Raw genomic sequence first — 24,473 nt, 5'->3', positions numbered from 1 at the left:
CACCGGGGTGCGGCGACCTGGTCGACAGCGGCCACTGCTACCGGACTCCCGCGAGCAGGCCTACTCGGTCGGGGCAGTCGCGGCGGTGACCGACGCCTCAGGCGTCTCGGTTGGATCGCGTCGACCATCTGGCCATCCTCGACGACCTGAGCCCGGCAGTCCCCGACGTGTTGGTGGGCCGGGGTCGACCCTGCAGGTCCGGGTGTGTTAGAAGTAGCGAGCGTGCCGGAGGCGACTCGATCCGGCTCGCCGCGACGGGACGGGCAGCTCGCTTCGGTGATGGGCGGCGGCCGCGTTCGAGGCCGTAGCTGCGGCAAGGGTGTCGGCGAAGTAATAGGACAGGCGTTCTAATAGCAGGGTGGGCCAGCGGCGGAAGGACCGGCGGTTCGCCACCCCACGGACCACCCGTCACGTCTGGGTGCAACCTGACCGGCCCGGTGTCGCGCCGGCGCAGGGGTACGTGCTGGAATGGTGCCGCCACTCCTACCACTGGACCGCCCTCGTGCTGGTGTCCAGTGTTGATGAGGAGGGCCGGCCGACGGCAATCCAGCAGTGGATGCCCGCCGAACGCCTGACTCCTGTCCGGTCAGACCCGAACAACGGCGGCCGCGTCCGTTCCCTCAGCTGACGGCGCCAAGGTGAGCGGTGTGGAGAGTGAGCTCCGCGGGCGCTCCGAGTGCGCTGGCGGTTGGAGGTCTCAGCCTGGGATGTTGCGTGGGTTGTGGCCGTAGGTGTTGCGTTCCCCGATGCGGCCGTCGAGGTTGCAGATGTTGTGCTCTACCTGCCCGGCCCGGCCGTAGTCGCGGCCTGCCGCTTGGGCCTCAGCCTTGTTCGGTTAGCCGCTGCCCAGGGCCTCGTCGGTGCCTTCGACCTCGTGGTGCCAGGCCCACCCTCCTGGAACGTCGCCGCATCAACCCCCTGCACAAGCTCCTTCTACGACAAAGGGTCCTCGGCCGCGGCCGCGGCCGCTGCCCGGCAACCGCTTGGAAAAAACCGCCAAGGACTGCGGGTGAGTTCAGGAGCAGCCCCCCGCCGACTGGTGTTGGGGCAAGGTGGCCTCTGTGACAGTTCGGGGTCGCTGGCAGCTAGTGCTGCTCGACGCCCTGGCTGACGCCGAGCTAGTGGGGGTTGCGGCAGCACTGGACCGGCATCTCGGCCGTCGCGCCACCCGGGTCGAGCTGACCGCGGCCCGAAGAACCGCTGCCGGGCTCGCCGCCGACGGTCAGCTGACGCTGCATCAGGTGCGGGTGCACCCGGGACAGCAGGCGGGTGGGGGAGTCTTCCTGGTTGCCGCGCGACCTGGCGTCGACCTGGACGAGGGGCGGTTGCAGCAGGCGGCGCTCGGCCGCACACCGCCCGCTCAGGACCCGGCAGCCGCGGAGCGGGAACGCCGGACCGTCGCTCACCACCTGGCCCGAGCTGTCGCTGGCCTGCGCGAAGTCGCAGCCGAGGCCCGCGCCGTAGACGTCGACCACCTGCCGCCCGAGCAGGCGGCCCGTCTGGCCGACCAGCTGACCGCGGAGTTCTCTGAGGTCAGGACCCTGCAGCAGCGGCTCCGCCGCCGCGGACAACACGAGGCGGCACGGCCGGAGGTGTCTCGGGATGAATGACCCGGACGCTCCGCCGAGAGTCACCGACGCCCAGCTGCTCCAGCTACGCAGCTGGGGCGCCAGCCACCGCCAGATCGCCGCCATGCTCGGCCTGCGACGCAACACCGTTAGTGTCCGGCTCAGCCGCCTCGACCGCAACCAAGCTCAGCAACCCGACTGCAACAGCCCCCAGCGCGACGACCGCGATGGCGAGGAGCAGGCGGTGGCCGGTGGCTGAGCAGTTCCCGCCCTCACGTGTCCCGGTTGAGGTAGCGCTCCCGGCCGGTGCGGGAGGTGCCGGAGCCGGCGGCGCTTCCCGGTGGGTGTGTGTATGAGATGAAGTTCGACGGCTGGCGCGGTGTCCTGCTCGTCAACGAGACCGCCGTGGAGCTGTGGTCACGGCACGGCACGAACCTGAGTGACCGGTTCCCCGACCTGATCGCTATCGGGGGTGAGCAGCTGGAAGCGGGCATCTACGACGGCGAGATTGTCGTGTGGCGAGACGGTGCGTGCGACTGGGACGCGTTGCTGCAGCGCAGCGGCTCCCCGACCCGGGTCGCCGACCAGGCCCGCCGGTTGCCGGCATCGTTCGTCGTGTTCGACCTTCTCGCCCTGCACGGCCAGGATGTCCGGCCGCTGTCCTGGACCGACCGGCCCCCCCTGCTCGAGCTGACCGCGACCGAGTGGCGACCGCCGCTGCAACTCGCCCCACACACCCTCGACCGCACCGAAGCCCTCACCTGGATGGACGGCAGCCTCGCCGCCACCGGCATCGAAGGCGTAGTGGTGAAGGGCGCCGGCAGCCCGTACCGGGCGGGAGACCGGCAGTGGCTCAAGGTCCGCACCTACGAGACGTCCGAGGTGATCGTCGGCGCGGTCACCGGCACCCTCGACCAGCCCACCTCAATCATCGTTGGCCGCTACACCGCGACCGGCGAGCTCGTGATCGTCGGCCGGACCGGCCCACCCACCACCGACCAAGCCGCCGTCCTCGCCGCAGCACTTACCCCGACCGAGGACCATCCGTGGCCGGCTCGGATCGGCGCCGGTCACTTCGGCGGCAGCCCAGTCGACCTGCTCAGGGTCGAGCTCACTGTGGTCGAGGTCGCCGGTGACGCTGCACAGCAGGCCGGACGGTGGCGGCACCAGCTCCGACTGATCCGGCTCCGCCCCGACCTCACCACAGCACAGGTCGACCGGCATCACCCACCTGCAGGATCTGGTCGCTGAGCGTTCTGAGGTGACGCCACCGGCTCTGGCCGGTGACGGTGTGTGCTGGGGCGGGGAGCCGGTCGGCGGTAGGGAGGGGTCCGAGGTCGAGCCCGGTCAACGCGGCCAGGTCGACGATCGGCACCTGATAGGTGAGGTAGGCGCCAAGCGGCGGCGGCCCGGTGTACGTGGCCGGTTGACGGTCGCTGAGATCGATTCTGTCCAGCTGCGGCGACTGGTCCAGCAGGTATCCGGTGGCCGCCAGCACCTGCTGGTCACCGTCAGTCCCAGTGTCGCTGGTGGTGGCGGTGGTGGTCCAGGCGGCGATCTTCCAGAACCGGCGGGGGATGCGGATGCCGCGGTAGGGCGGGTCGTCGGCGTCGAGGACCGGCGCGGTGAACACCGACAGCCGCTGCTCTTGCGCGCGCGCGTGGTCGAGGAGGTAGTCCTCCAGGCCGGCCCACAACAGCTCGCCCTGGTTGAACAGGGCGGCCTGGGGGGCGGCGTTGACGTAGGCGAAGGAGTCGAGGTTCGCCTGCCGGGCGGTGTCCTGATCACCCCAGACGGGGTCTCGGCGGCGGACCAGGTGGCCGCGGTCCAGGTCGTTGCCGGCGTACACCTCCGGCCCGCACTGCAGATCGGCCGGCACCCGGGGATCAAGGTGCCAGTCATCACCCCGATCCACCTCGACCAGCCGAGCACCGTCGATATTCACCCCCGTCACTACCGCCAGCCGACGGCTCAGCTCAAGGACCACCGAGAAGTGAGTGAACGGCAACAGACGCACCGACTCCACTCCATCAGACGGAGCAGGGAGCGGAACCGATGTCGGCAGGAAGTCCGAGTCGTACCCCTCAACAGCAGCCATGCCTCCAGCCAAGCACGGGCTGCCGACATCAGCCTCGGGCACGCAAAGTCAGACGGGGGCCCACCGGTCAGCGCTTCTCCAGTCCCTGCGCGAGCATCACGGTGATGCGGTGGGCCGGGGACGTAGGTGAGCTCGAGAGGCCTCCGTAGGTGGCTACGCCGCGTAGCGGGCGGCAGCCGTGCCTCGCGGCGATCCGCAGGGGCTTCGTAGATCTCGTCAACGGAGAAGGCAACGCGCTGCCCGCCAATCGTGTTGGACCGTGTGGGCTCTGCCTCGAACCCGCCGGGGTGAAGACATTGGAACCTCTCGAGCCGTCCGTTGCTGCGGGAAGTAAAGCCTGACGATGCTGGCGTGGTTGCCGTTCAGGCCGACGGCCGGCCGATCTACGAGGCCGCGCTTACGTTCCTCGGCGGCGTTCGCAGCGGCCCAGCAAGCGGCGGCCGACCTCGACGACGCTGCCTCAATCGAGGCGCCGACCGCGGAGCTCCGACGCCCTCTACGTCGCCGTCTTCGGCCGCCTTGCGCTACGACAGCCGCACCCTGGTCTACGCCGACCGACGCACTCGGGGAGGGCTAACAACCAAAGAGGACCACGCTGGCCTATGAGCTGGCGTGGCTGCTGGGCGCCCCACTCGTGGACCTCGAGTTGGGAGGGTGGCAGCGCCTCCCGTACATGGGGCTACCGCAACGAGGACCGGACGAGCTCCTCGCTGTTGGCGGCGTTCGAGAGGGGCACGCCGCCGCGGTTGCTGCGTGGGTTCAACAAGCCTGACCTTGTGCCGGGGCACCCGGACCTGGAGCTGAACCAGCCAGCCGTGACGACACCGCGGACGCATCGTCGAAGTGGGCGGGGGAGCGGGGCCGGGACTGGGTCGTGGTCGACACCCACCCGGGTGCCACCGAGTCCTCAACGGCGCCCTCTCCATCGCCCATGTGGTGGTCACCCCAGTGCTGTTGCGCTGCTCCGACCTCGACGGCACCGAGCACATGGTCCGTGAGCTCACCGACTACCCGGTGGTACTGATCCCGAACTTCGTCCCCCCAGTCGCACCAGCAGCCGAAGTCCGCCGGCTCGGCCGGATCGTCGACGGCACCCCGTCCGGTCGGCCCGCTGATCCCCGCCGCCCTGGCCGTCGGCACCCGGAAGAAGCGGATGGCCATCGCCTCCGACGACCCACCGGCGAAAGCCCTGCAGCCGGTCGCTGCTGCGCTGCGGCAGGTGGCTGCGTTCGTGCAGGAGTACACGGCATGACTGACGGACTGTCCCAGCTCGCCGCCCGCGGCCGCCGCACCCGGGAGATCCCCCCACCGCGGAACCCAGCCCGCTCCGCACCCGTCCAGCTCACCTCCGTCCCCGAGCTGACAACTCAGGAGGAACCGACCGCAGCCCCAGCGCCGGCGGTCGAGGCACCCACAGCCGAGCAGGCGGAGGCAGCTGAGACGACAGAGGCAGCCCGGCCGGCGACCAGGCGCGGCCTGAAGCCGGCACCCGAGCCGAAGGCAAGGGCGAAGGCTGAGCTAAAGGTGGTGACGGTCTACCTCGAGCAAGACGATGACGACTTCCTCGAGACCATCACTCACACCGGCCGCACCTCCCAGCCGAAGACAGCCGTCTCCCGCAGCGCCGTCGTCCGCCTCGCCCTGGAATGTCTCCACACCCAGATGAGCCCCGAACAGATCGTCGACGAGCTTCGACCCCGCGGCGACACCCCCGGCACCGGCCGCAAACACCGCTAACCCCACACCACCGAGGCCTCGTTGGGGCCCAGGGCCTGGTGGCTGGTTTCAGCGGCTAGGGTCGGGTTGGCCCCGCGCTGACCAGGATTGAACAGCGGGCCGGGCCCCTTAAGGCCGCTCCGTGCCGCTACGCGGTGGACTCCGTCCAGCCTTGACCGACCCCGCTGCTCACACTCGCCAGCTAAGGGGGGCCGGCAGGGGACTGGGCCACCCCAGGCAGGCCCCAGGCCGGACTCGGTCCCCGGGGCTGCGGTCAGGCCGGGTCTCTACGGTGGTCCAGGTGTACGCGAAGACCCTGATCCCTGGCCAGCATCCGGTGCCAGCGCTGATGGCCACCACTGACGATGCCGACGTGCTGGTTCCGCAGCTTCTCGACCGCGGATGGGCACTCTTCGGCGAACCACCGCCGACTGCGGCGGCAGGCCAGCTGGTGGTCAGGTCAGACCGGCTGCAGCTGATCATCGACGACCAGGCCCTGCTCGACGACCTCAACCCGTACGCCCCTGACGGTTGGTGGGCCGCCGTCGACGCGCTGGAGGGCCGCTGCGTAGTCGTCATCGCCCGTGATGGGGACGTCGACCTGGCCCACCACAACGCCGGCGAGCAAATTGCTGCCCTGGTGGGCTCCGGCCGAGCGGTGTTCGCCGCGCTGCCGGTGGTCACCGTCCTAGCGACTTAATAGAACACGCGTTCTAATTGGACAGTGGGGCAGCGGGGGAAGGACCGGCGCTACGCCACACCACGTTCCACACGCCATGTCTGGGTGCAGCCGGACCAGGCCGGCGTAGCGCCAGTCCAGGGCTACGTGCTCGAGTGGCGCCGTCACTCGTATCGCTGGGCAGCGCTCGTCCTCACCTCGGGAGTTGACGAAGATGGTCGACCTACCGCGACCCAGCAATGGGTGTCGGCCGAACGCTTGACCCCGGTCCGGTCAGATCCGAACAACGGCGGCCGCGCGCGTTTCCTCGGCCAATGACGGCACGACGGCGTGCCGTCAGGTGAGCCGAAGGGGTCGGGGTGGGCTCAGCTGGTTGTCGGCCGGCGGCGCCAGCCCCAGCCAGTGATGCCTTTGGGCTTGTAGATAGCCAGGATGGTGGCTGCCAGCAGGACGATCAGGGCAAGGGCTGAGTGCAGCGCGGGGGAGGCGTTCCGTACGGCGGACAGGGGAGTGGCGGGGTTGGCCGCCGCCTCAGCCACCAGACGGAACGTCTGGAGATAGAGCACCAGGACCGCGGTGGACACAGCGGTGATGAGGAGCTTGATCAGCACCCAGTAGTGCTGAACCAGCCCCCAGCCAGTCCCGAGGCTGCTGATCACACCGGTCGTCAGCGACAAGACGGCGAGGGGCACCAGGACGTAGGTGCCGGTGGGTTGCAGCACGATGTACGCCCCGCGCACCGTTGCCGGGTCGCTGCTGGTCAAGGCGAGCACAGCCAGGGCTAGGAACATGATGACTGCGCCTAGCCAGCCCACCGAGGTTGTCACATGGGAGGTCACGACCAGCTTCCGCAACCACGGCCTCATGGTCACGAGTGAGTGGTCGCTGCCTGATTGGCGACGGTCGCGGTGTAGGTCGGCATCGGTCCTGACCCGAGGTGACGCCCGGGGCCATGTCCGCCGGTCAGCAGTCCGGCGACCACCAGGACAGCGGTTAAGGCCACGGCAAGAACGATCAGAGTCTTCACCCAGCGCGGCATCCCAGGTCTGGCTGCTGTGGGACGGTCGCGGTCTGGTGGGCCGGTAGCGCGGCTCGGCTGCTGGTCCGGTCCATCGATCATCAGTCCTCCTTTTCGAGACAGTGTGTCACGCCATAGCCAATGCGTCGCGGCCGTTGCAGTGCGTACTATGAGCCGGTGCCCAAGTTGTGGTCAGAGACTGTCGAAACGCACCGCGTTGAGGTCCGTGACGCGGTGCTGGACGCAGCTGCGTCCCTTGTTGCTGATGACGGCCTGCTGTCGCTGACGATGTCGCGCGTAGCTGAGACGGCCGGGATCGGTCGAGCAACTTTGTACAAGTACTTCCCCGACATCGAGGCGGTACTGCTGGCCTGGCACGAGCGTCAGGTGAGCCACCACCTCGAACAGCTCCATCGGGCGCGCGATGGGGCAAGGGGACCGACCGAGGAGCTGACCGGGGTGCTGCGGGCCTATGCATTGGTGTGTCAGCAGGCCGGGGAGCACCACCACAGTGAGCTCGCGATGGTGCTGCACCGCCCCGAGAGTCTGGGCGCTGCTCACGGCCAGCAACAGAGCCTGCTGCGTGAAGTTCTAGCGTCAGCCAACGACGCAGGCCTCCTCCGGACCGATATCGGTCCGGAGGAGCTCCTCACCTTCTGCCAGCACGCTCTGGCTGGTGCAGCCGACCTCCACGGTCAGCCAGCGGTTAACCGCCTCGTCGAGCTGACTCTGGCCGGCCTTCGACCGCCGCAGCCCACTGGGGTCTAGCGCCCAGACAGGACCGCCTTGGTGCTGGCCTCGGGGCTGAGGTCGAGCCGACGGAGCAGCTGAGCATTGGCAGCGACCACGACGGTGCTGGCCGACATCAGCAGGGCCCCCACGGCCATCGGCAGCACGAACCCGACCGGCGCGAGGATGCCAGCGGCGAGGGGAACCGAGATGAGGTTGTAGCCGGCGGCCCAGCCGAGGTTCTGCCGCATCTTGCGGTAGCTGGCCCGAGACAGCTCGATGACCGACAGGACCGAGCGGGGGTCGTCGCTGGCCAGCACGACACCGGCGGAGGCAATGGCGACGTCGGTGCCAGCGCCGATCGCAATCCCGACGTCGGCCTGCGCGAGTGCCGGGGCGTCGTTGACGCCGTCGCCGACCATCGCGACCCGGCGGCCCTGAGCCTGGAGCTCTTTGACCTTGTCGCCCTTGTCCTCGGGGCGGACCCCGGCGAACACCTGGTCGATCCCGAGCTCGGAGGCGACGCTCTGGGCGACCTGCTCGGCGTCGCCGGTGATCATCACGACGTGGTGGCCGAGCTTGTGCAGGGCGGCAACCGCTTCGCGGGACTCCTGGCGGACCTCGTCGGCCAGCGCAAGGGCACCGGCAGTCCGGCCGTCGACCAGGACGTGCAGGATGATCGCGCCGTCGGCCTTCCACGCCTCTGATCCGGGCAGCGTCTCGAGCTGGTGCTCACGCAGCAGGGCCGGTCCGCCGACGCTGACGGTGTGCCCGTCGACGGTGGCGGTGACCCCAACCGCGGTCGAGGCCTGGAAGTTGGCCCCGGTGAGCCGAGGGAGGCTGCGATCAGCGGCTGCGGTGACGATGGCATGGGCGAGCGGGTGTTCGCTGTCGGCTTCCGCAGCTGCGGCCAGGGCCAGCAGCTCGTCCTCGCTGCGCCCGTCCACGGTCAGCACGTAGGTGAGGGCGGGTTCGCCGCGGGTGAGGGTGCCGGTCTTGTCGAACAGGATCGTGTTGACCGTGCGCATGGCCTCGAGTGCGGTCCGGTCCTTCACCAGCACGCCGCCGCGGGCGGCGCGTTCGGTGGCGATGGAGACCACCAGGGGGATGGCGAGGCCGAGGGCGTGGGGGCAGGCGATGACCAGCACGCTGATGGTGCGGATGAGGGCGTGGTCGGGCTGTCCGAGCAGCGTCCAGACCAGGGCGGTGATGGCGGCGGCGGCGAGGGCGAACCAGAACAGCCAGCCGGCAGCGCGGTCGGCGAGCAGCTGAGCTCGCGACGACGACGACTGGGCTTCGGTGACCAGGCGCTGGATCCCGGCCAGGGCGGTGTCGTCACCGACCGCGGTGATCTCGACCCGCAACGCGGAGTCGGTGGAGACCGTGCCCGCGACGACGGTGTCGCCGACGGTGCGGGCAACAGGGCGGGACTCGCCGGTGATCATCGACTCATCCACGTCGGCAGTGCCGTCGACAACCAATCCGTCGGCCGGGACGCGGCCGCCGGGGCGAACGATGACGACGTCATGGAGAGCCAGGTCGCTGGGGGAGACGATGACGACCTGGTCGCCCTCGACCCGTTCGGCCTCATCAGGCAGCAGCGCAGCGAGGGACTCCAGCGCGGAGGCGGACTGCGCGAGGGACCGCATCTCGAGCCAGTGGCCGAGCAGCATGATGACGATCAGCAGCGCCAACTCCCACCAGAAGTCCAGCTCGTGGCTGAGCAGACCGAGGCTGGAGCCGAGGGAGGACAGGAACGCCACGGTGATGGCCAGGGCCACCAGCAGCATCATCCCCGGGCTCTTGGCACGGATCTCGGAGACAGCGCCGGTCAGGAACGGCCTGCCGCCCCACACATACATCAGGGTGCCCAGGACCGGGGAGACCCAGGCAACCCAGCCGGCGTCGGGCAGGTCGTAGCCCAGGATCATCGCGAACATGTCGGAGAAGAAGACCACCGGCAGCCCGATGGCCAGCATGATCCAGAACAGCCGCCGGAACATGGCCACGTGGTCCCCATGCCCGCCATGACCTCCATGCCCGCCGCCCTGGGACTCGTGCTCGTTGTGGGACCCGTGTCCTGGCTCGGCGAGTTGGCCGCCGGGCTCGACGTGGCCTTCCTGGGCGCCACCGGGATGGGTGGCGGTGTGGCCTTGGTGTGGTGCTGGCTCGTTCATCATCGACCCTCCTCTAGTACCCCTGGGGGGTATCTTGCTCCTGTTGGCGGCAACGAGCAAGAGGCCAGCGCTATTCCCTGGTCGTGGTGACTGCGGTCAGATCAGCAGGTCCCAGGTGATGCCGCGGTCGGGGGAGGTGTAGAGGTTCTGGTCGGTGGCGAGGTGCCAGGAGTCGCCGCTGACGTCGAAGGCGTCGATCTGGTCGTCGGGCAGCTGGCTGCGGAGGGTCCAGCTGCGGCCTTGATCGGTGCTCTCGTACAGGCCGTTGTTGGTGCTAATGCCGACCAGCAGGTCTGGGGTGGGCCACTCGATTTGGTACAGCCCGGTGGGTTCGGCCAGCTGGGTGGTCGGGCCGTTCAGCTCGGTGCGCACCAGGCCGTCGGCGGTGATGCTGAGCAGCAGACCGGCTTTGGTCGGGTGCGGCGCAAGGTCGGACACCTCGGCGGGAAGGACGACGTCCCACTCCTTCTGGTCCGTGGTCCTCAGGACACTGCTGCTCTGGGAGTTGTAGCCGTAGAGCGCATCGACACCCTGCTCGAGGAGGTGGAAGTCTGCTGCCCCAGCCAGTGACACCGGGGTCCAGGTCTGGGCGGCGTCGCGGGACTCGATGAGGCCGAGATGGACGGGCTGGTCTCGGTCGGTGGGGTCGGGGTGGCCGCTGCCGAGAAAGTGGTTCGGGCCAGCCACGGTGAAGCCCATGGTGTCCTGGGCACGGCCAGCCACCAGCTGCAGGCGACGGTCCTGCAGTCGGAAGACCCCGCCGTGGGCGGCGACGTAGAGCACCCCGTCAGCAGGATCGACGCCAAGCCCGTGCACGTGACCGACAAAGTCTTCACCGCTAGCGGCCTGGTCTGACTCCGACGGCGTGCAGCTGCTCAAGGTCACGGCGAACAACAGGGCGAGGCTGCCTGCGAGCTTGCCTTTGGTGTTCATTGGGCCACCTCTCGGGGCGGGTAGGTCCAGGCCATCACCTGCAGGGGGCGGCCAGTGGCGGTGCGGTGCACAGACTCAGGAGTCCAGCCGCGGTGTGCGTAGAAGGGCGCAGCACCCTCGGCGCCGGCCTGAGTGGCCAGAGTGACCTTGGTGCAGCCGCGCAGTTGAGCCTGGTGGAGGAACGCCTGGAGAAGCGCGTCTCCAACGCCACGGCCTCGGGCGGTCGTGGTGACGGCCAAGTAAGTGACGATTCCGGTGGCGGTGGCGGTGGCGGTGGCGGTGGCGGTGCCCGCGCAAGGGGGGCTTGGTTGCAGCAGTCGGGCTGAGTGGCACAGACAACTAACTGCGGTCGGCCCGAGCAGAGCAGGACGAAGCGTGGCCGGTCGCTGCAGCAGGGCTAGTGCAGCAGCTGCGGCCAACCGTGGCCATGCCTCCTTCATCGCCAGGCGGTGGGCAGCAGTGGAAACAATCCCAGTGACGAAGCCCACCGGACGGGTGTCGAGCTCAGCGACGAAGGCAGCTGTGCCCGGACTGGCGAGGTAGGCGGAATGGTAGGTGTGCAGGAACCGATCACCGAGTCGGGCGTAGAGCCCGTCGGGTTGCGACTCCTGGTGTTCGGCCACCACCGAGGCTAGGTCGGTCGAGCGCATCGGCCGGACCTGGACAGCGCTGCTTGTCATGGTCGATGCCGCCTCGAAAGGCCAGGGCGCGCTGCTGCCCGGGCCGGGGCAACGCCAGGCACAGATGCAATGCCTAAGGACAGGTTCAAGGTCATTGGTGACTCCGTCGTCGACGAGAGACGCGAACCGGTAGATGGCTCGCAGCCTCGACTGGACGCCAGCAAGGCGAAGGGTCGCGACTCAAGGGGTGCGGCCGCGCCCCGAAGGCGTGAGAGAGGGCGACAGCACCGCCGGGACCAGCGCGTGTCTGATCCCGGCGATGCCTGCTGGGTGGGCGGGCTCAGAGCTGGGTGAGCAGGTCCTTCATGACTGTGATCTCCTGCTGCTGGCTGGTGACGATGGCCTCCGCGAGCTTGATGGCGTCGGGGTTCTCGCCGTCGGAGATCTCGGTCTGAGCCATCTCCACCGCACCTTCGTGGTGCTTCACCATGCCCTCGAGGAACATCCGCGACGCGTCAGCACCGCTGGCTGCCTCGAGCTCCTTCATGTCCTCGTCACTCATCATGCCGTCCATGCCGTTGCCTGACATGCCGCTATGGTCCATGTCGTTGTCCATCGGCTGGACCTTGAAGCCCCACCCCTCGAGCCACCCCGTCATCTGGGTGATCTCGGGAGCCTGGGCGTCCTTGATCTGTCGAGCCAGGGTGAGAACACGAGGATCAGCGTCGGCCTTGGCCAACATCAGGTCACTCATCTCCACCGCCTGCTGGTGGTGCGGGATCATCATCTGGGCGAACATCACGTCAGCGTCGTTCTGCGGCCCCGACGCCGGCGTCTTGGCCACCGACGGCGCAGGCGAGGATGGGGCGGCCGTGCTCGAGCTCGGTGCGGAGGAGCTGTGGTCCATGCCGCTCATGCCGCCAGCTTCGGTGTCGTCACCGCAGCCCGCCAGGCCAAGGGTGGCAGCCAGGGCGAGAGCGCCGAGGCCAGCCTTCATTGCGTGCTTGCTCATCATCAGAGGTCTCTTCTTCCGTGCAGGGTCTGTGTGGGACATACGAGTTTTGACCGATCCCCGAGACCTGCCTTCGCGGGTCTAGCAGGTCTGAGGGTGGTCAGAGGGTCGTCAACTACACAGGTCTGATCACGTTCGCCGCAGCGACAACTCCGTCAAGGAGAGTGAAGGAACCAGCCGACTGAGGGTTGGCCGGATCATCGCCGGCGCCAGGCGGGGAAGTAGGAAGGGTGGAAGGTGGCGCAGCCGCGGGGGACGCAAGAACCAACTGAACACGAGAAGCGTCAGAGCTAGCAGGCAGGACCCGAACGCCATCTCGTGGTCATCACAGGTCGTGCAGCCCTCGTTGCCAGCACCAACCCCACCGGTTGCGGCAGAAGCGGCCAGGTGCAAGTCAGCTAGGGCAACCTCGGTAGACCCATGGCCATGAGGGGCGGCCTCGACAGGACCGGAGGCAGCTGTCTCGGTGTGAGCGTGGCGGCTGGCCTGGCCAGTTGCGACATCGTGGCCGACCGACAGCTGGTGCATGCCAACGATGCCCAGCGTCAGTACAACCAGACTCAGACCGAGTAGGAGCTGGCGGAGCCAGCTCCTGCGCGCCTGCCGCAAGAAGCCCAAGAGGGGTCCAGTCCCCGTCCGCTGCATCCCCACCTCATCTCAACTCTGCCGTATCGCCTGCTCAACTGTACCAACTACACCCCAGGGGGGTATTGGAGCCCCAGGCGAGCCTGCCGGTTGGTGAACGCGTCCTACCCAGGATCTCCCTTGGTCCTCTTGATACCCGAGGGGGGTACGGGTAGTGTGTCGGCAGGACGAGGACGCGACGGCCGGATCACCTGAGCAGGGTGTCGGACTGAAGGAGAGAACACAGCGATGGATGAGCACAGCGGCCCGCACGGCTACATCTCCAACCAGGACGACTACCTCAAGCGGCTCCGCCGGATCGAGGGCCAGGCCCGTGGCCTTCAACGGATGGTGGAGGAGGAGAAGTACTGCATCGACATCCTCACCCAGGTCTCGGCCATGACCAGCGCGCTGCAGTCGGTCTCCCTCGGCCTGCTGAACGACCACCTGCACCACTGCGTGCTCGATGCGGTCGCCGCGGGCGGCCCGGAAGCCGAGGCGAAGCTGAAGGAAGCCTCCGACGCCATTGCACGCCTCGTCCGGTCCTGACTGTTCCTACTACTGAGTCCAGCTCAGTCACATCACTAGAGGAAGGCACACCGTCATGAGCTCCACCGCCACCTACACCGTCTCCGGCATGACCTGCGGCCACTGCGTCAGCGCCGTCACCGAGGAGGTCACCAACATCTCCGGTGTCACCGACGTCCAGGTCGACCTCGCCTCCGGGGCCGTCACCATCACCAGCGAGGCCCCGGTCGAGGAGACCGCTGTCAAGGCGGCGGTCGACGAGGCCGGCTACGAGCTGGTCAGCCGCTGAGCTGAACGGGTGTGACCGCCCGCCACCCGCGGGCGGTCACCCCACCCCGACGTAGGAGCACACCCATGAACACCCCCACCCGAGTCGCTGCCTTCGTCGGCGGCCTGGCAGCTGTCTTTGCCGCCGCGATCGGCATCGGCACCCTGACCGGACCAGTCGGCACGACCAGCGCTGACGAACCAGCGGGACATAACGCCGGCCACGCCGACACCGGCACCACCGAGCAAGCCACCGAGGACCTTCCGGGTGGGCTGATGGTGTCCCAGGGCGGCTACACCTTCGACCTGGCCCATCGTGAGCTGTCCGCCACCGCGAAGGCGCCGGTCCACTTCCAGATCCTCGGCCCGGACAACCAACCGGTCACCCGGTACACCACCGCGCACGGCAAGGACCTGCACCTGATCGTGGTCCGCCGCGACCTCGCCGACTTCCAGCACGTCCACCCGCAGCTCGACGCCGCCGGGACCTGGAGTGTCCCGCTCGACCTGTCCAACGCCGGTGCCTACCGGCTCTTCGCCGACTTCACCCCCGCCGACCGCGACGACAACCTCACTCTGGGCGCCGACCTGTCGGTGGCGGGGGACTTCCAGCCGCAGCCGCTGCCGACCACCAGCCGGACCGCGGAGGTCGACGGCTACACCGTCACCCTTGACGGAGCCCTCGAACCTGGCCGGGAAGCCGAGCTGACGCTGTCTGTCAGCAAGGACGGCCAGCCGGTCACCGACCTGCAGCCCTACCTCGAGGCCTACGGCCACCTGGTCGCACTCCGCGACCGTGACCTCGCCTACCTGCACGTCCATCCCGCCGGCACTCCCAGCGACGGCCAGACCCAGCCCGGCCCCGCCATCACCTTCTACGCGACCGTCCCCAGCGCTGGTGACTACCGGCTCTTCCTCGACTTCCGGCACCGCGACGAAGTCCGCACCGCGGCCTTCACCGTCACCGCCGGCCCGACCGACCGCCCGTCGGAACCAGCGGCCAGCGCGTCACCGGCACAGCCAGCAGAACCGTCGGCCTCCCCTGCGGAGCCTGAAGACGGCCATGGCGACGGCCACGGCGGATGACCGCCGACCAGCAGCGCGCACCAGTCCCGCGCAAGACAGCACAGACCAAGCACGACGAGGGAGGGGCGATGAGCTCCAGCAGCACGACAACCAAGCAACAGCTCGTCCTGGACGGGACCGGGCTGGTCGAGCTCGAGATCGGCGGCATGACCTGTGCCTCCTGCGCGGCCCGGATCGAGAAGCGGCTAAACAAGCTCGAAGGCGTCACCGCGACGGTCAACTACTCCACCGAGAAGGCCCGCGTCAGCTTCCCCGACACGGTGAGCCCCGACGAGTTGGTGGCCACCGTGGAGAAGGCCGGCTACACCGCCACCCTCCCGGCCCCGCCCTCCGACGACACCGACGTTGAGGCTCCGACGAAGGATGACGCGACCCGGGCGTTGCGGCAGCGGCTGGTCATCTCGGCCGTGCTGACCGTGCCGGTGATCGCGATGGCGATGGTGCCGGCGTGGCAGTTCACTTACTGGCAGTGGCTCTCTCTCACCCTGGCGGCGCCGGTCGTTGCGTGGGGAGCCTGGCCGTTCCACAAGGCTGCGTGGACGAACCTTCGGCACGGCGCCACCACCATGGACACCCTCATCTCCCTCGGCACCCTGGCAGCCCTGGGGTGGTCGTTGTATGCGCTGTTCCTCGGCACCGCCGGGACCCCCGGCATGACGCACCCGTTCGAGCTGACCATCAGCCGCAGCGACGGCGCCGGGAACATCTACCTCGAAGCCGCCACCGGCGTCACCACCTTCCTGCTCGCCGGCCGCTACTTCGAGGCCCGGTCCAAGCGCCAAGCCGGCGCCGCGCTGCGCGCTCTGCTGGAGCTCGGCGCCAAGGAGGTGTCGGTGCTGCGCGCCGGCCGCGAGCAGCGGATCCCGACCGCTCAGCTGGTCGTGGGTGACCGGTTCGTTGTCCGTCCGGGAGAGAAGATCGCCACCGACGGCACCGTCGAGGACGGGGTGTCCGCCGTCGACGCCGCGATGCTCACCGGGGAGTCCGTCCCTGTCGAGGTCGTGCCTGGTGACAGTGTTATTGGAGGCACGGTCAACGCCGGTGGCCGGATCACTGTCGCTGCGACCCGAGTCGGCGCTGACACCCAGCTGGCCCAGATGGCTCGGCTCGTCGAGGACGCCCAGAACGGCAAGGCTCAGGTGCAGCGGCTTGCCGACCGCATCTCGGGGATCTTCGTCCCCATCGTCATCGCCCTCGCCATGGCCACCCTCGGATTCTGGATTGGGACCGGCGCCGGCCTCTCGCCGGCGTTCACCGCCGCCGTTGCCGTCCTGATCATCGCCTGCCCCTGCGCCCTCGGCCTCGCCACACCCACGGCCCTGATGGTCGGCACCGGGCGCGGCGCCCAGCTCGGCATCCTCATCAAGGGCCCCGAGGTGCTCGAGTCCACCCGTCGGGTCGACACGGTCCTGCTGGACAAGACCGGCACCGTCACCACCGGCCAGATGACCCTGCTCGACGTCATCGCCGCCCCCGGCGAGGACCCCGACCAGATCGCCCGGCTCGCCGGCGCGGTCGAGGACGCCTCCGAACACCCGATTGCCCGTGCCATCGCCGCCGGTGCCACCGAGCGCACCGGAGCACTGCCCGCCGTCACCGAGTTCGCCAACGTGGCCGGCCAGGGCGTGCAGGGTCGGGTCGAGGGCCGCACGGTCAAGGTCGGGCGCCGTAGCTTCGTCAACGACGAGGAACAGCTATGGCCCGAAGACCTCGATCGAGCTGTTGCTGCTGCATCGGTCGACGGCCGGACCGCGGTGACGGTTGGCTGGAACGGACGAGCCCGCGGGGTCCTCGTCGTTGCCGACGCGGTCAAGCCCACCTCGGCTGAAGCCGTCCAGCAGTTGCGCCGGCTCGGCCTGACCCCGATCCTGCTCACCGGTGACAACGCCACCGTTGCCCGCACCGTGGCTAGCCAGGTCGGCATCGAGGAGGTCATTGCCGAGGTCCTGCCTCAGGACAAGGTCGACGTCGTCTCTCGGTTGCAGGCCGAGGGCAAGGTGGTGGCCATGGTCGGCGACGGCGTCAACGACGCCGCCGCCCTTGCCCAAGCCGACCTCGGCCTGGCCATGGGCACCGGCACTGACGTGGCCATCGAGGCCAGCGACCTCACCCTCGTCCGCGGTGACCTCCGCGCTGCGGCCGACGCCATCCGGCTCGCCCGCCGCACTCTGAGCACGATCAAGGGCAACCTGTTCTGGGCGTTTGCCTACAACGTCGCCGCCCTGCCGCTGGCTGCTGCCGGCCTGCTCAACCCGATGCTCGCCGGCGCCGCGATGGCCTTCTCCTCGGTCTTCGTCGTCTCCAACAGCCTGAGGCTCCGCCGCTTCCGACCCCTCAACGCACGCAAGTGAGCCCAGGAAGGGCGGGGTACCTAGTTGTGGACGACGTGGTCGCTCAGCGCAGTAAGCAGTAGCAAGACCACCAAGCACAACACAACCGCTGTGACTAGGGCAGTCACCACAACTCTGGCCAGTGTCGGGTCGGTGTGGTCCGAGAGCTCCATCGGCCAACTCTCCCAGGAAAACGTCAGGACACCAAGGTCATCGGCTGTCTCGCGTCCTCCACAGCCCTAGCCACCAAAGGGCCCATTCGAATAGAAAGATCGCGCCACCCAAACCTTGCCGTCATCGGTGTCGAACTCAGCACGGTGGGGCCGTGACTCGGACCATCCGGGTGCAACGCCGGAGCCTCCACTCTTTCGAGGAGGAAAGATGCGGAACGTTTAGAGAATGGCTGGGGTGGCGTGTGGGGCGGCGGCACTGGTGGCGTTCGGGGCTGGTCCCGCGCTGGCGGCGACGGGCAGCGTGCACGCGAACCTGAAGGCGATCGAGGGCAACGGGGTCGATGGCAGTGGCACAGCCATGGTGAAGGTCGACGGCACGACGCTCGCGGTCACCATGGCGGCCATGGGGCTGCTGGCCGACCAGCCGCACGCAGCCCACATCCACTACGGCGAGGAAGCACGGCACGAGTGCCCGACCCTCGGCGATGACACCAACGACGACGGCCACCTCAACACCAGCGAGGGCGTGCCGGCCTACGGGGAGATCGTGGTCTCCCTCACCGAGACCGGCGACACCAGCCCGGACAGCGGCCTCGCGGTCGACCGGTTCGACACCGCGAAGGGCGGCGAGATCAGCTACGAGCGCGGCAGCATCAAGGTGTCGAAGGACGTCGCTGACGACATCCTGTCCGGTGAGTCGGCGGTGGTCATCCACGGCGTCGACTACGACGGCGACGGCAAGTACAGCGGGGACACCAAGAGCGACCTGAACCCCGACCTGCCGACCGAGGCCACCGACCCGGTCCTGTGCGGGGTGCTGAGCAGCGCCCCGAACGGCGGCATGGCCACCGGGGGTGGCGCGACCGCCGCCGGACCGAACACCACGATGCTCGCCCTCGGTGGTGGCGCTCTCCTGGCCGCTGCCGGCAGCGGGTTCGTCGCGGTCCGCCGGTTCCGCACCCAGGCCTGAGGGTCGGACGTCATGGCTGACGGGGGTCGTCGCAGCGGTCTCGTTGCTGCGGCGGCCACCGTCGTCCTCATCCTCGTCGGGGTCGTCGTCCTGACGCTAGGGCTGCAGGGACGCGACGGCCCGCCCCAACCCGCCACCGCACAACCCGCGCCCAGGGCCAGCACCACCTCCGTGCCGACGCCGTCGGTGGCCGCGAGCAGCGCGCCTCCGAAGCCGACCACGTCTGCCTCGCCCGCGGAGCCGAGGACCACGATCGGCGCCTTCCTGCCCGCTTCGGCACCGACCGTCCTCGACATCCCGGCGGTCGGCATCCGCTCCACCAGCTTCGTCGACCTCGAAGTCGCGAAGGACGGCACCCTCGACGTGCCGGGCAGCGCCGACGAGGTCGGCCTGTACGCCGACGGCCCCACCCCCGGCCAGCTCGGACCCGCCGTCCTCGGCGCGCACGTCGACAGCAAGACCGGCCCGGGGGTCTTCTACCAGCTCGGCGCGGTCGAGAAGGGCGACAAGATCCACGTCACCCGGAAGGACAAGACCCGGGTCACCTTCACCGTCGACAAGGTCGCCGTCCACCCCAAGGACGACTTCCCCACCGATGAGGTCTACTACGGCGACTTCGACCGCCCCGAGATCCGCCTCGTCACCTGCGGCGGCCCGTACGACCCCGTCGACTCCTACCTCAGCAACGTCATCGTCTTCGGCCACCGCACCGGTTAAGCCGTGGAGGACGCTTGCCGGCAGCCTTGCGCACGCGGAGTGGACCGGCGGTGACCAGCGGGTGCGTTCGCGGCAGCGTCGACCTGCTGGGTGCGGCCGCCGCGCTACTGATGGGCGTTGTGCAGGTGTGAAGCTGGGACGAGCCGGACGCTGTGCACACTGGGCAGCCGTTGGTGGAGTGCGTCGGTCAGGTCGTGCTCGAGCTCGTGGAAGCGCCCGACCGGCATCGCTGGGTCGGTGGTCACGGTCGCTTCGATGTCGAGCCGGTGCCCGATCCAGCGGATCCTCATGGCGTTGACGCCGGCGATCTCGGGGATTGCAGCTACCGTGTCTTCGGCTGTGCGGACCAGGGCGGGGTCGACGCCGTCGAGGAGGCGGCGGCCGATGTCACGGGCCGTGCCCCACAGCAAGACGAAGATGGCGACGCTGATGGCCAGCGCGACGAGCGGGTCCGCGAGCGGGAAGCCCAACCAGATGCCGATCACCCCGAGCACCACCGCCAGCGATGTGAACCCGTCAGTGCGGGCGTGCACGCCATCGACCACCAGGGCGGCCGACCCGATCTGTCGACCGACCCGGATCCGGTAGACCGCGACCAGCTCGTTCCCAGCGAAACCGACCAGGCCGGCCGCGAGGACCCAGCCGAGGTTGGTGACCGGCTGCGGCTCCACGAACCGTCGCACCGCTTCGTAGCCGGCGACCACAGCGGACAGGGCGATCATGGCCACGATGAACAGCCCCGCCAGGTCCTCGACCCGCCCGTAGCCGTAGGTGTAGCGGCGCGACGCAGCCCGCCGCCCGAGGACGAACGCGATCCACAACGGCACCGCCGTCAGTGCATCGGAGGCGTTGTGAATGGTGTCGGCCAGCAGCGCCACCGAGCCGCTGATCACGACGACGATCAGCTGCAGAACCGCGGTCACCCCGAGCCCGAGCAGGCTCAGCTTGACCGCCCGGATGCCGGCCTCGCTGGCCTCCAGGGCGTCGTCGATCGAGTCAGCCGAGTCGTGGCTGTGCGGGACGAACAGGCCGTAGAAGAACCCCTTAACCCCCGCCGGGTGCTCGTGCCCGTGCTCGTGTCCGTGGTCGTGGCCATGGGTGTGCGGTTCGTCGGAGTGGGAGTGCTGGTGAGGATGCGGGTGCTCGTGGTGGGGGGCAGTCACGTCAGCCGCCCCCGTTGATGGTGCGTCGGTGATGACCGGGGTGGTCATCAACGGAGTGCTCGGCCTGGTCGATGGCGTCGGCGACAAGTCGGCGAGCGTGCTCGTTGGCCAGCCGGTAGTAGACGCGATTGGCCTCGTGGCGGGTGGCGACGATACGCGCCAGCCGCAGCTTGGCCAGGTGCTGCGACACCGCCGTCGGTGACTTGCCCACCAGCTCGGCGAGGGTGTTCACCGAGAGCTCGCCGTCCTGGAGTGCCAGCACGATGCGGACGCGGGTGGCATCGGCCAGCATGGTGAACACCTCAACAGCCAGCTCCACGATCTGCTCGTCGGTCCGCTCACTCACCTCCGACAGCGTTCTACTCTTCGTATCTTCAAGCATACGAAGATTCTCTCACATGAACCAGCTGCCGGACGATGCTCCCGTTGTTCGGCCGCGGCGGCAGCGGTTCAGGCGAGGGAGAGGAAGAGCTTCTCCATCTTCTGGGTGTCGAGGCTTTCGGCGCCGTCTTCGGCGAGGCACTGTTTGAGGCCGGTGGCGATGATGGCGAAGCCCGCCCGGTCGAGGGCGCGGCTGACGGCGGCGGGCTGGGTGACGACGGCATCGCAGTCCTGGCCTTCGTCGAGCATCCGGATGACGGCTGGCCCTGGGCAGTCCTCGACGCCGGCGGCGGTGCATCGCAGCTGGTGGACCGCCTTCTAGAGGCAAGCTATGCCGACGTGACCGTGGTCGATATATCGGAGGCGTCGCTAGCCCGGGTCCGCGACCGCCTGCCCGAGAACTCCCCGGTACGGCTGATCCGGGCCGACCTGTTGGACTGGGAGCCGACACGGACGTTCGACGTCTGGCACGACCGGGCTGTCTTCCACTTCCTGGTCGACCCGGCCGCTCGGCTCCGCTGCACCACGCTGGTGGCCCGATCCCTCCGCCCCGGCGGGGCCTTAGTGCTCGGAAGTTTCGAACCGCAGGGGCCCACCACCTGTTCGGGACTCCCCACCGCCCGCTACGACCCTGCCGGGCTCAACCGTGTTTGGACTGACGGATTCGTTCTCGAACACGCCGAGCAGGAAGACCACGCCACCCCTTGGGGAACGACGCAGCAGTTCACCTGGGCTCTATTCCGCCGACGGCAATCTGGACAGCCTTTCGCCACGAGTTTGCGGTCACTCCGACTCGAACAAGTGACGCAAGCCGGGGCCCGAACAGTCGCGGGCCGCTGCTGAGCGACCGGCCACCAACATGAGCAGAGCCTCGGCAGGCCCCAGGACCTTGGGGCCGTGACCAAGGTACCAGTCAGTGTCCGTTGCGACGAGTCGGACCCGCGAAGCTCGCCGACGGCTCGGAAGGGTCGGTGCCCGCAGCGCGATCTGCAGGCTCTTCAGGACGCGCGCCGGCGGGATTACCCGCGGAATCTGCAGGGGGCGACGAATGTCTTGCTGGTGGATCATCCCGTCGGCGAGGGCGATTCCGCCGCCGAGGGCGCTGGTGAGCCCCTGCGGCACTTGGTGTTCACGCATCCGATCCGTCAGCTGCTGCGACGTCGAGGCTTGGAAGGGTTGAAGGGCAAGATCGTTGATCCTGGCGAAGTTGAACCGGCCACGAATGAAGAGGGCAGCGGCAGAGGCCGGGCTGAGCTCCTCATAGCTCAGGACATGGGCGGCAACCTCTCGCACACTCCACCGGCCGCAGAGGGTCGGCGCGTCCCACTGGGCGGGAGTCAACCCCTCGATCAGGCGCAAGAAGTCCGACCGCTCGTTCTTGGCCATGTCCATGGTCGTGTGGTCGTCAGACATCACTACTCCTCCGGGGGTCGGTCGCATGGACACCTTGTCAGACCGGCTTGTGGCTACGTGTGCCGTTGTAACGGCAGAACGCTGGCCCCGCTGGATCAGCGTTGAACAGTGGGGTGGACCCCTCAAGACCGCTCCGCGCCGCTACGCGGTGGACTCCGTCCAGCCTTGACCGACCCACCCCACTGCTCAGGATCGGCAGCTAGCGGGACCGTGACTCGGTGGCGTGGGAGTGTCGGAGGCTGTGCGGGGTGACCCCGGCGGGGAGGCCGGCGGAGCGGCAGAGCCGGGCGATCTGCTCGTTAGCCGTCTTGTAGCTGTAGCGGCTCTCGCCATCGCGGCCAACGAAGATGCGGCCGGTGGTGCGGCCGGCCAGGTAGTCGTCGAGGGCCCGAACGACCGGTGGCGAGGGCGACGCGGGCGGTCTTGCCGCCCTTGCGATGACCTTGAGGACGCGGTGGCCGTGGTCGTGGCCGTAGTTGCGGACCTCAGCGTTGAGCGCTTCGGAGATCCGCAACCCGCAGAAGGTGAGCAGCGAGACCAGCGCCAGCGACCTAGGTGAGTCTGTGCTGCATATATAAGGAGAAGACGGAGCTCATCGGCAGTCAGCCCGACCGCCTGCGACTCGTCCGACACCCGCGGCCGGCGGACCGAGGCGGCGGGGGAGTGAGTGAGGACCTGGGCGTCGTGGACGCCGTAGTCGTAGAACCCGAACAGCGCCGACAGCTTCCGCGCCACCGTCGCCGGCGCCGCCGGTCGGCCGGTCCGGGGCTGCGGGGTGGTGGTGAGGTGACGGACCCACAGGTCGACAGGGTACCGTTCCGCGGCGAGCGGGTGCACCCCGAGATGGGTGCACCACCTCGCCCAGGCCTCGAGGTCGCGGCGGCAGGTGGTCGCGGTGTTCGCCGGGTGCCCGACCAGCCAGCCAGCGGCCAGCCGCAGGAACGGGTCATCGGCGCTCGAGCCGGACAGCCGGTCCAGCGGCTCCGCCCGAACGGGCGGACAGCCAGGTCGAGAGGCACCTCGAGGGGGGGCAGCGTCACCTGCAGCACGCTAGCTGCCGGCACCGACAAGACCGTGAGATAACGTCCTTTATCTGAGGGTGTGCTAGCCGGGTACGTCCTCATCGATGTCGTCTTCGTCCACGTCATCTTGGTCGTCGCGACTTGGTCGGTAGTCGTTGAGCCGCCAACCCGGCAGATCGAGCGCCTCGGATGCTTCGAGTAGTTCTTCCATCGCATCATCCCGCTCAGCATCGTCGCGGGAGCTGGCCAGGACGGCCATCGGGTCGGCGAAGGAGGGGTCGTGGCAGCGGGTACGCCATGTGCTGGCGTAGTGGGCTGCCCACCGGGGGATCGTGGCGGCGAAGGTCTTGATCATTGCCTTGCTCGGTTCTGCTCCCACCTTGAGGTCGATGAACTGCAGTTCCGTGCGGACCTCTCGAGCGTCTCGCTCGTCGACTGTGCCGATGAAGTTGGCCTTGGTCTCGATGACCATGAACCCTAGTTGCTGGCCCATCCATCGGACTTGGGCGTGAGCGCGTCGGCAGACCAGTACCGGGAAGACGTTGAGGCTGGGGTCGTGGAGTTGAAGGCGCTGAGCCTTGCGTAGCACTTGCCACACCTCTGGATCTTTCGCGTAGAGCCAGGTACGCAGGTTCTTCATCTCGATCAGCACTGCGACAGGAACGGGCATGGCTGTCGGACCGGGGGACAGGACGAACCCGCCGCTGTCGAGAGGGCCATCGAAGCGGTACCCGAACTGTTCGGCGACCTCGCCAGCGTCGGCGAAGAACGGGTTGACCTGTTGCGAGCGGATCACAGCCGCCCGCAGGGCGGCCTCACCTGCCGGTCCAATCTGGCCGCGCGGGTACCGGCTGCTGGCCTGCGACCAGCTCCGGAACCGGGCGTAGAGCAGTCGCTTCCTGGCTGCAGCGCGGTTGATGTTGGTAGCTCGCCCCTTGGTCTCCGAGAAGTGGATGGTGGGGATTACGGAGCTTCCGCGGGTCGCACCTTCCTCTGCGACCACTTCACCGGAGTCAGTGAGCTGCCGCAGAGCGGCGGTGGTGATGTGGGGGTAGATGTTGAATCGGTCGCTGCTGCTTTCGAAGTAGTACTCGGCGAGTCGCGCCTCGACCTCGCGCCGGAGGACGGCGTATTCCTGCTCGAGGACATCACGGATCCGCTGGGCGGCCACCGTCACCCAGCCCTGGTGGTTCGTGGGCTTCTGGCCGACCCAGTCGATGGTCCGCTCCCGTCGTCGGAGCAACTTTAC

At 68.6% G+C, this 24,473-nt stretch carries 25 protein-coding genes and 1 pseudogene; 13 read left to right on the top strand and 13 right to left on the bottom strand.

From position 1 onward, the window contains the following. Window positions 1–697: 697 nt before the first annotated feature. A pseudogene (locus BLT72_RS23595) lies at window positions 698–823 on the bottom strand (DUF2188 domain-containing protein); the annotation flags it as partial. 265 nt (window positions 824–1,088) lie between these two features. Here BLT72_RS23595 and BLT72_RS22285 point away from each other — a divergent pair. Genes BLT72_RS22285 through BLT72_RS14215 form a run of 3 tightly spaced genes read left to right on the top strand, consistent with a single transcriptional unit; the run spans window position 1,089 to window position 2,819 of the window. Further along, a complete protein-coding gene (locus BLT72_RS22285) occupies window positions 1,089–1,610 on the top strand; it encodes a hypothetical protein (RefSeq protein ID WP_157720508.1) in 522 nt (173 codons plus the stop codon). Next, on the top strand, window positions 1,603–1,827 hold the full coding sequence (locus BLT72_RS14220; protein WP_091413666.1) for a hypothetical protein: 225 nt from the start codon (window positions 1,603–1,605) through the stop codon (window positions 1,825–1,827). The genes BLT72_RS22285 and BLT72_RS14220 overlap by 8 nt, the downstream gene beginning before the upstream one ends. 47 nt (window positions 1,828–1,874) lie before the next feature. Then, the gene (locus BLT72_RS14215) at window positions 1,875–2,819 is read left to right on the top strand and encodes an ATP-dependent DNA ligase (RefSeq protein ID WP_342587374.1); all 945 of its coding nucleotides are present in this window, start codon (window positions 1,875–1,877) and stop codon (window positions 2,817–2,819) included. Here the strand turns inward: BLT72_RS14215 and BLT72_RS14210 are convergent. Next, window positions 2,767–3,666, bottom strand: coding sequence for a DNA/RNA non-specific endonuclease (locus tag BLT72_RS14210; protein ID WP_091413662.1), 900 nt, complete (start codon window positions 3,664–3,666; stop codon window positions 2,767–2,769). The genes BLT72_RS14215 and BLT72_RS14210 overlap by 53 nt on opposite strands. A 1,248-nt stretch (window positions 3,667–4,914) precedes the next feature. On the opposite strand from BLT72_RS14210, the gene BLT72_RS14200 reads away from it, so the two are divergent. Next, on the top strand, window positions 4,915–5,403 hold the full coding sequence (locus BLT72_RS14200) for a hypothetical protein (RefSeq protein WP_091413660.1): 489 nt from the start codon (window positions 4,915–4,917) through the stop codon (window positions 5,401–5,403). Between the two features lie 280 nt (window positions 5,404–5,683). Next, complete coding sequence (locus BLT72_RS14195; protein WP_091413658.1) at window positions 5,684–6,082, top strand: hypothetical protein; 399 nt, start codon at window positions 5,684–5,686, stop codon at window positions 6,080–6,082. Between the two features lie 344 nt (window positions 6,083–6,426). Here the strand turns inward: BLT72_RS14195 and BLT72_RS14190 are convergent, their stop codons facing one another. Beyond that, complete coding sequence (locus tag BLT72_RS14190) at window positions 6,427–6,852, bottom strand: DUF2269 domain-containing protein (RefSeq protein WP_197677040.1); 426 nt, start codon at window positions 6,850–6,852, stop codon at window positions 6,427–6,429. Between the two features lie 404 nt (window positions 6,853–7,256). Here BLT72_RS14190 and BLT72_RS14185 point away from each other — a divergent pair, with 404 nt between their 5' ends. Next, entirely contained in the window at window positions 7,257–7,847 is a 591-nt protein-coding gene (locus BLT72_RS14185; protein WP_091413656.1) for a TetR/AcrR family transcriptional regulator, read from the top strand. Here the strand turns inward: BLT72_RS14185 and BLT72_RS14180 are convergent. From BLT72_RS14180 to BLT72_RS14165, 4 genes are all read right to left on the bottom strand, one after another. Then, window positions 7,844–10,045 carry a heavy metal translocating P-type ATPase gene (locus BLT72_RS14180; RefSeq protein ID WP_245392079.1) on the bottom strand — a complete coding sequence of 734 codons (2,202 nt, stop codon included), beginning with the start codon at window positions 10,043–10,045 and terminating at the stop codon, window positions 7,844–7,846. The genes BLT72_RS14185 and BLT72_RS14180 overlap by 4 nt on opposite strands. 36 nt (window positions 10,046–10,081) lie before the next feature. Further along, window positions 10,082–10,918, bottom strand: coding sequence for a F510_1955 family glycosylhydrolase (locus BLT72_RS23430; RefSeq protein WP_091413655.1), 837 nt, complete (start codon window positions 10,916–10,918; stop codon window positions 10,082–10,084). Next, a complete protein-coding gene (locus tag BLT72_RS14170) occupies window positions 10,915–11,568 on the bottom strand; it encodes a GNAT family N-acetyltransferase (protein WP_157720506.1) in 654 nt (217 codons plus the stop codon). The genes BLT72_RS23430 and BLT72_RS14170 overlap by 4 nt, the downstream gene beginning before the upstream one ends. A 310-nt stretch (window positions 11,569–11,878) precedes the next feature. Continuing rightward, window positions 11,879–12,553: a DUF305 domain-containing protein gene (locus BLT72_RS14165; protein WP_231930063.1), complete on the bottom strand. Its 675-nt coding sequence runs from the start codon at window positions 12,551–12,553 to the stop codon at window positions 11,879–11,881. A gap of 870 nt (window positions 12,554–13,423) precedes the next feature. On the opposite strand from BLT72_RS14165, the gene BLT72_RS14155 reads away from it, so the two are divergent. The 6 genes from BLT72_RS14155 (at window position 13,424) to BLT72_RS14130 (ending at window position 19,245) form a co-directional block, all read left to right on the top strand. After that, entirely contained in the window at window positions 13,424–13,723 is a 300-nt protein-coding gene (locus BLT72_RS14155) for a metal-sensitive transcriptional regulator (RefSeq protein WP_091413649.1), read from the top strand. 55 nt (window positions 13,724–13,778) lie between these two features. Beyond that, the gene (locus BLT72_RS14150; RefSeq protein ID WP_091413647.1) at window positions 13,779–13,991 is read left to right on the top strand and encodes a heavy-metal-associated domain-containing protein; all 213 of its coding nucleotides are present in this window, start codon (window positions 13,779–13,781) and stop codon (window positions 13,989–13,991) included. Window positions 13,992–14,056: 65 nt separating this feature from the next. After that, the gene (locus tag BLT72_RS14145; protein WP_091413646.1) at window positions 14,057–15,055 is read left to right on the top strand and encodes a hypothetical protein; all 999 of its coding nucleotides are present in this window, start codon (window positions 14,057–14,059) and stop codon (window positions 15,053–15,055) included. 68 nt (window positions 15,056–15,123) lie between these two features. Then, window positions 15,124–17,406: a heavy metal translocating P-type ATPase gene (locus tag BLT72_RS14140; protein ID WP_091413644.1), complete on the top strand. Its 2,283-nt coding sequence runs from the start codon at window positions 15,124–15,126 to the stop codon at window positions 17,404–17,406. Window positions 17,407–17,793: 387 nt separating this feature from the next. Next, on the top strand, window positions 17,794–18,528 hold the full coding sequence (locus tag BLT72_RS14135) for a CHRD domain-containing protein (RefSeq protein ID WP_197677038.1): 735 nt from the start codon (window positions 17,794–17,796) through the stop codon (window positions 18,526–18,528). A 12-nt stretch (window positions 18,529–18,540) separates the two neighbouring features. After that, complete coding sequence (locus tag BLT72_RS14130; protein WP_091413642.1) at window positions 18,541–19,245, top strand: class F sortase; 705 nt, start codon at window positions 18,541–18,543, stop codon at window positions 19,243–19,245. Between the two features lie 104 nt (window positions 19,246–19,349). Here BLT72_RS14130 and BLT72_RS14125 read toward each other — a convergent pair whose 3' ends face one another. The 3 genes from BLT72_RS14125 to BLT72_RS14115 form a co-directional block, all read right to left on the bottom strand. Beyond that, entirely contained in the window at window positions 19,350–20,456 is a 1,107-nt protein-coding gene (locus BLT72_RS14125) for a cation diffusion facilitator family transporter (protein WP_091413641.1), read from the bottom strand. Further along, a complete protein-coding gene (locus tag BLT72_RS14120; RefSeq protein ID WP_091413639.1) occupies window positions 20,410–20,790 on the bottom strand; it encodes an ArsR/SmtB family transcription factor in 381 nt (126 codons plus the stop codon). Before BLT72_RS14120 ends, BLT72_RS14125 begins: the two co-directional genes overlap by 47 nt. A 68-nt stretch (window positions 20,791–20,858) precedes the next feature. Further along, window positions 20,859–21,038: a metal-sensing transcriptional repressor gene (locus BLT72_RS14115; protein ID WP_091413637.1), complete on the bottom strand. Its 180-nt coding sequence runs from the start codon at window positions 21,036–21,038 to the stop codon at window positions 20,859–20,861. On the opposite strand from BLT72_RS14115, the gene BLT72_RS23590 reads away from it, so the two are divergent. Further along, window positions 20,997–21,632, top strand: a complete 636-nt coding sequence (locus tag BLT72_RS23590) for a class I SAM-dependent methyltransferase (protein ID WP_091417481.1) — start codon at window positions 20,997–20,999, stop codon at window positions 21,630–21,632. The genes BLT72_RS14115 and BLT72_RS23590 overlap by 42 nt on opposite strands. On the opposite strand, the gene BLT72_RS14105 is transcribed toward BLT72_RS23590, so the two are convergent. The 3 genes from BLT72_RS14105 to BLT72_RS14095 all read right to left on the bottom strand — a co-directional run bounded on the left by BLT72_RS14105 (window position 21,573) and on the right by BLT72_RS14095 (window position 24,401). Next, the gene (locus BLT72_RS14105; RefSeq protein WP_197677037.1) at window positions 21,573–22,202 is read right to left on the bottom strand and encodes a maleylpyruvate isomerase family mycothiol-dependent enzyme; all 630 of its coding nucleotides are present in this window, start codon (window positions 22,200–22,202) and stop codon (window positions 21,573–21,575) included. The two genes, BLT72_RS23590 and BLT72_RS14105, sit on opposite strands and share 60 nt — an antisense overlap. 199 nt (window positions 22,203–22,401) lie before the next feature. Further along, window positions 22,402–22,776, bottom strand: a complete 375-nt coding sequence (locus BLT72_RS14100; protein WP_091413636.1) for a site-specific integrase — start codon at window positions 22,774–22,776, stop codon at window positions 22,402–22,404. Window positions 22,777–23,306: 530 nt separating this feature from the next. Beyond that, the gene (locus BLT72_RS14095) at window positions 23,307–24,401 is read right to left on the bottom strand and encodes a hypothetical protein (RefSeq protein ID WP_091413634.1); all 1,095 of its coding nucleotides are present in this window, start codon (window positions 24,399–24,401) and stop codon (window positions 23,307–23,309) included. Between the last annotated feature and the right edge of the window lie 72 nt (window positions 24,402–24,473).

It is taken from the genome of Friedmanniella luteola, from assembly GCF_900105065.1.
GTDB classification, from domain to species: Bacteria; Actinomycetota; Actinomycetes; order Propionibacteriales; family Propionibacteriaceae; genus Microlunatus; species Microlunatus luteolus.
Note: the sequence above shows the minus strand (reverse complement) of the source record. Positions and strands in the feature narration are given on the sequence as shown.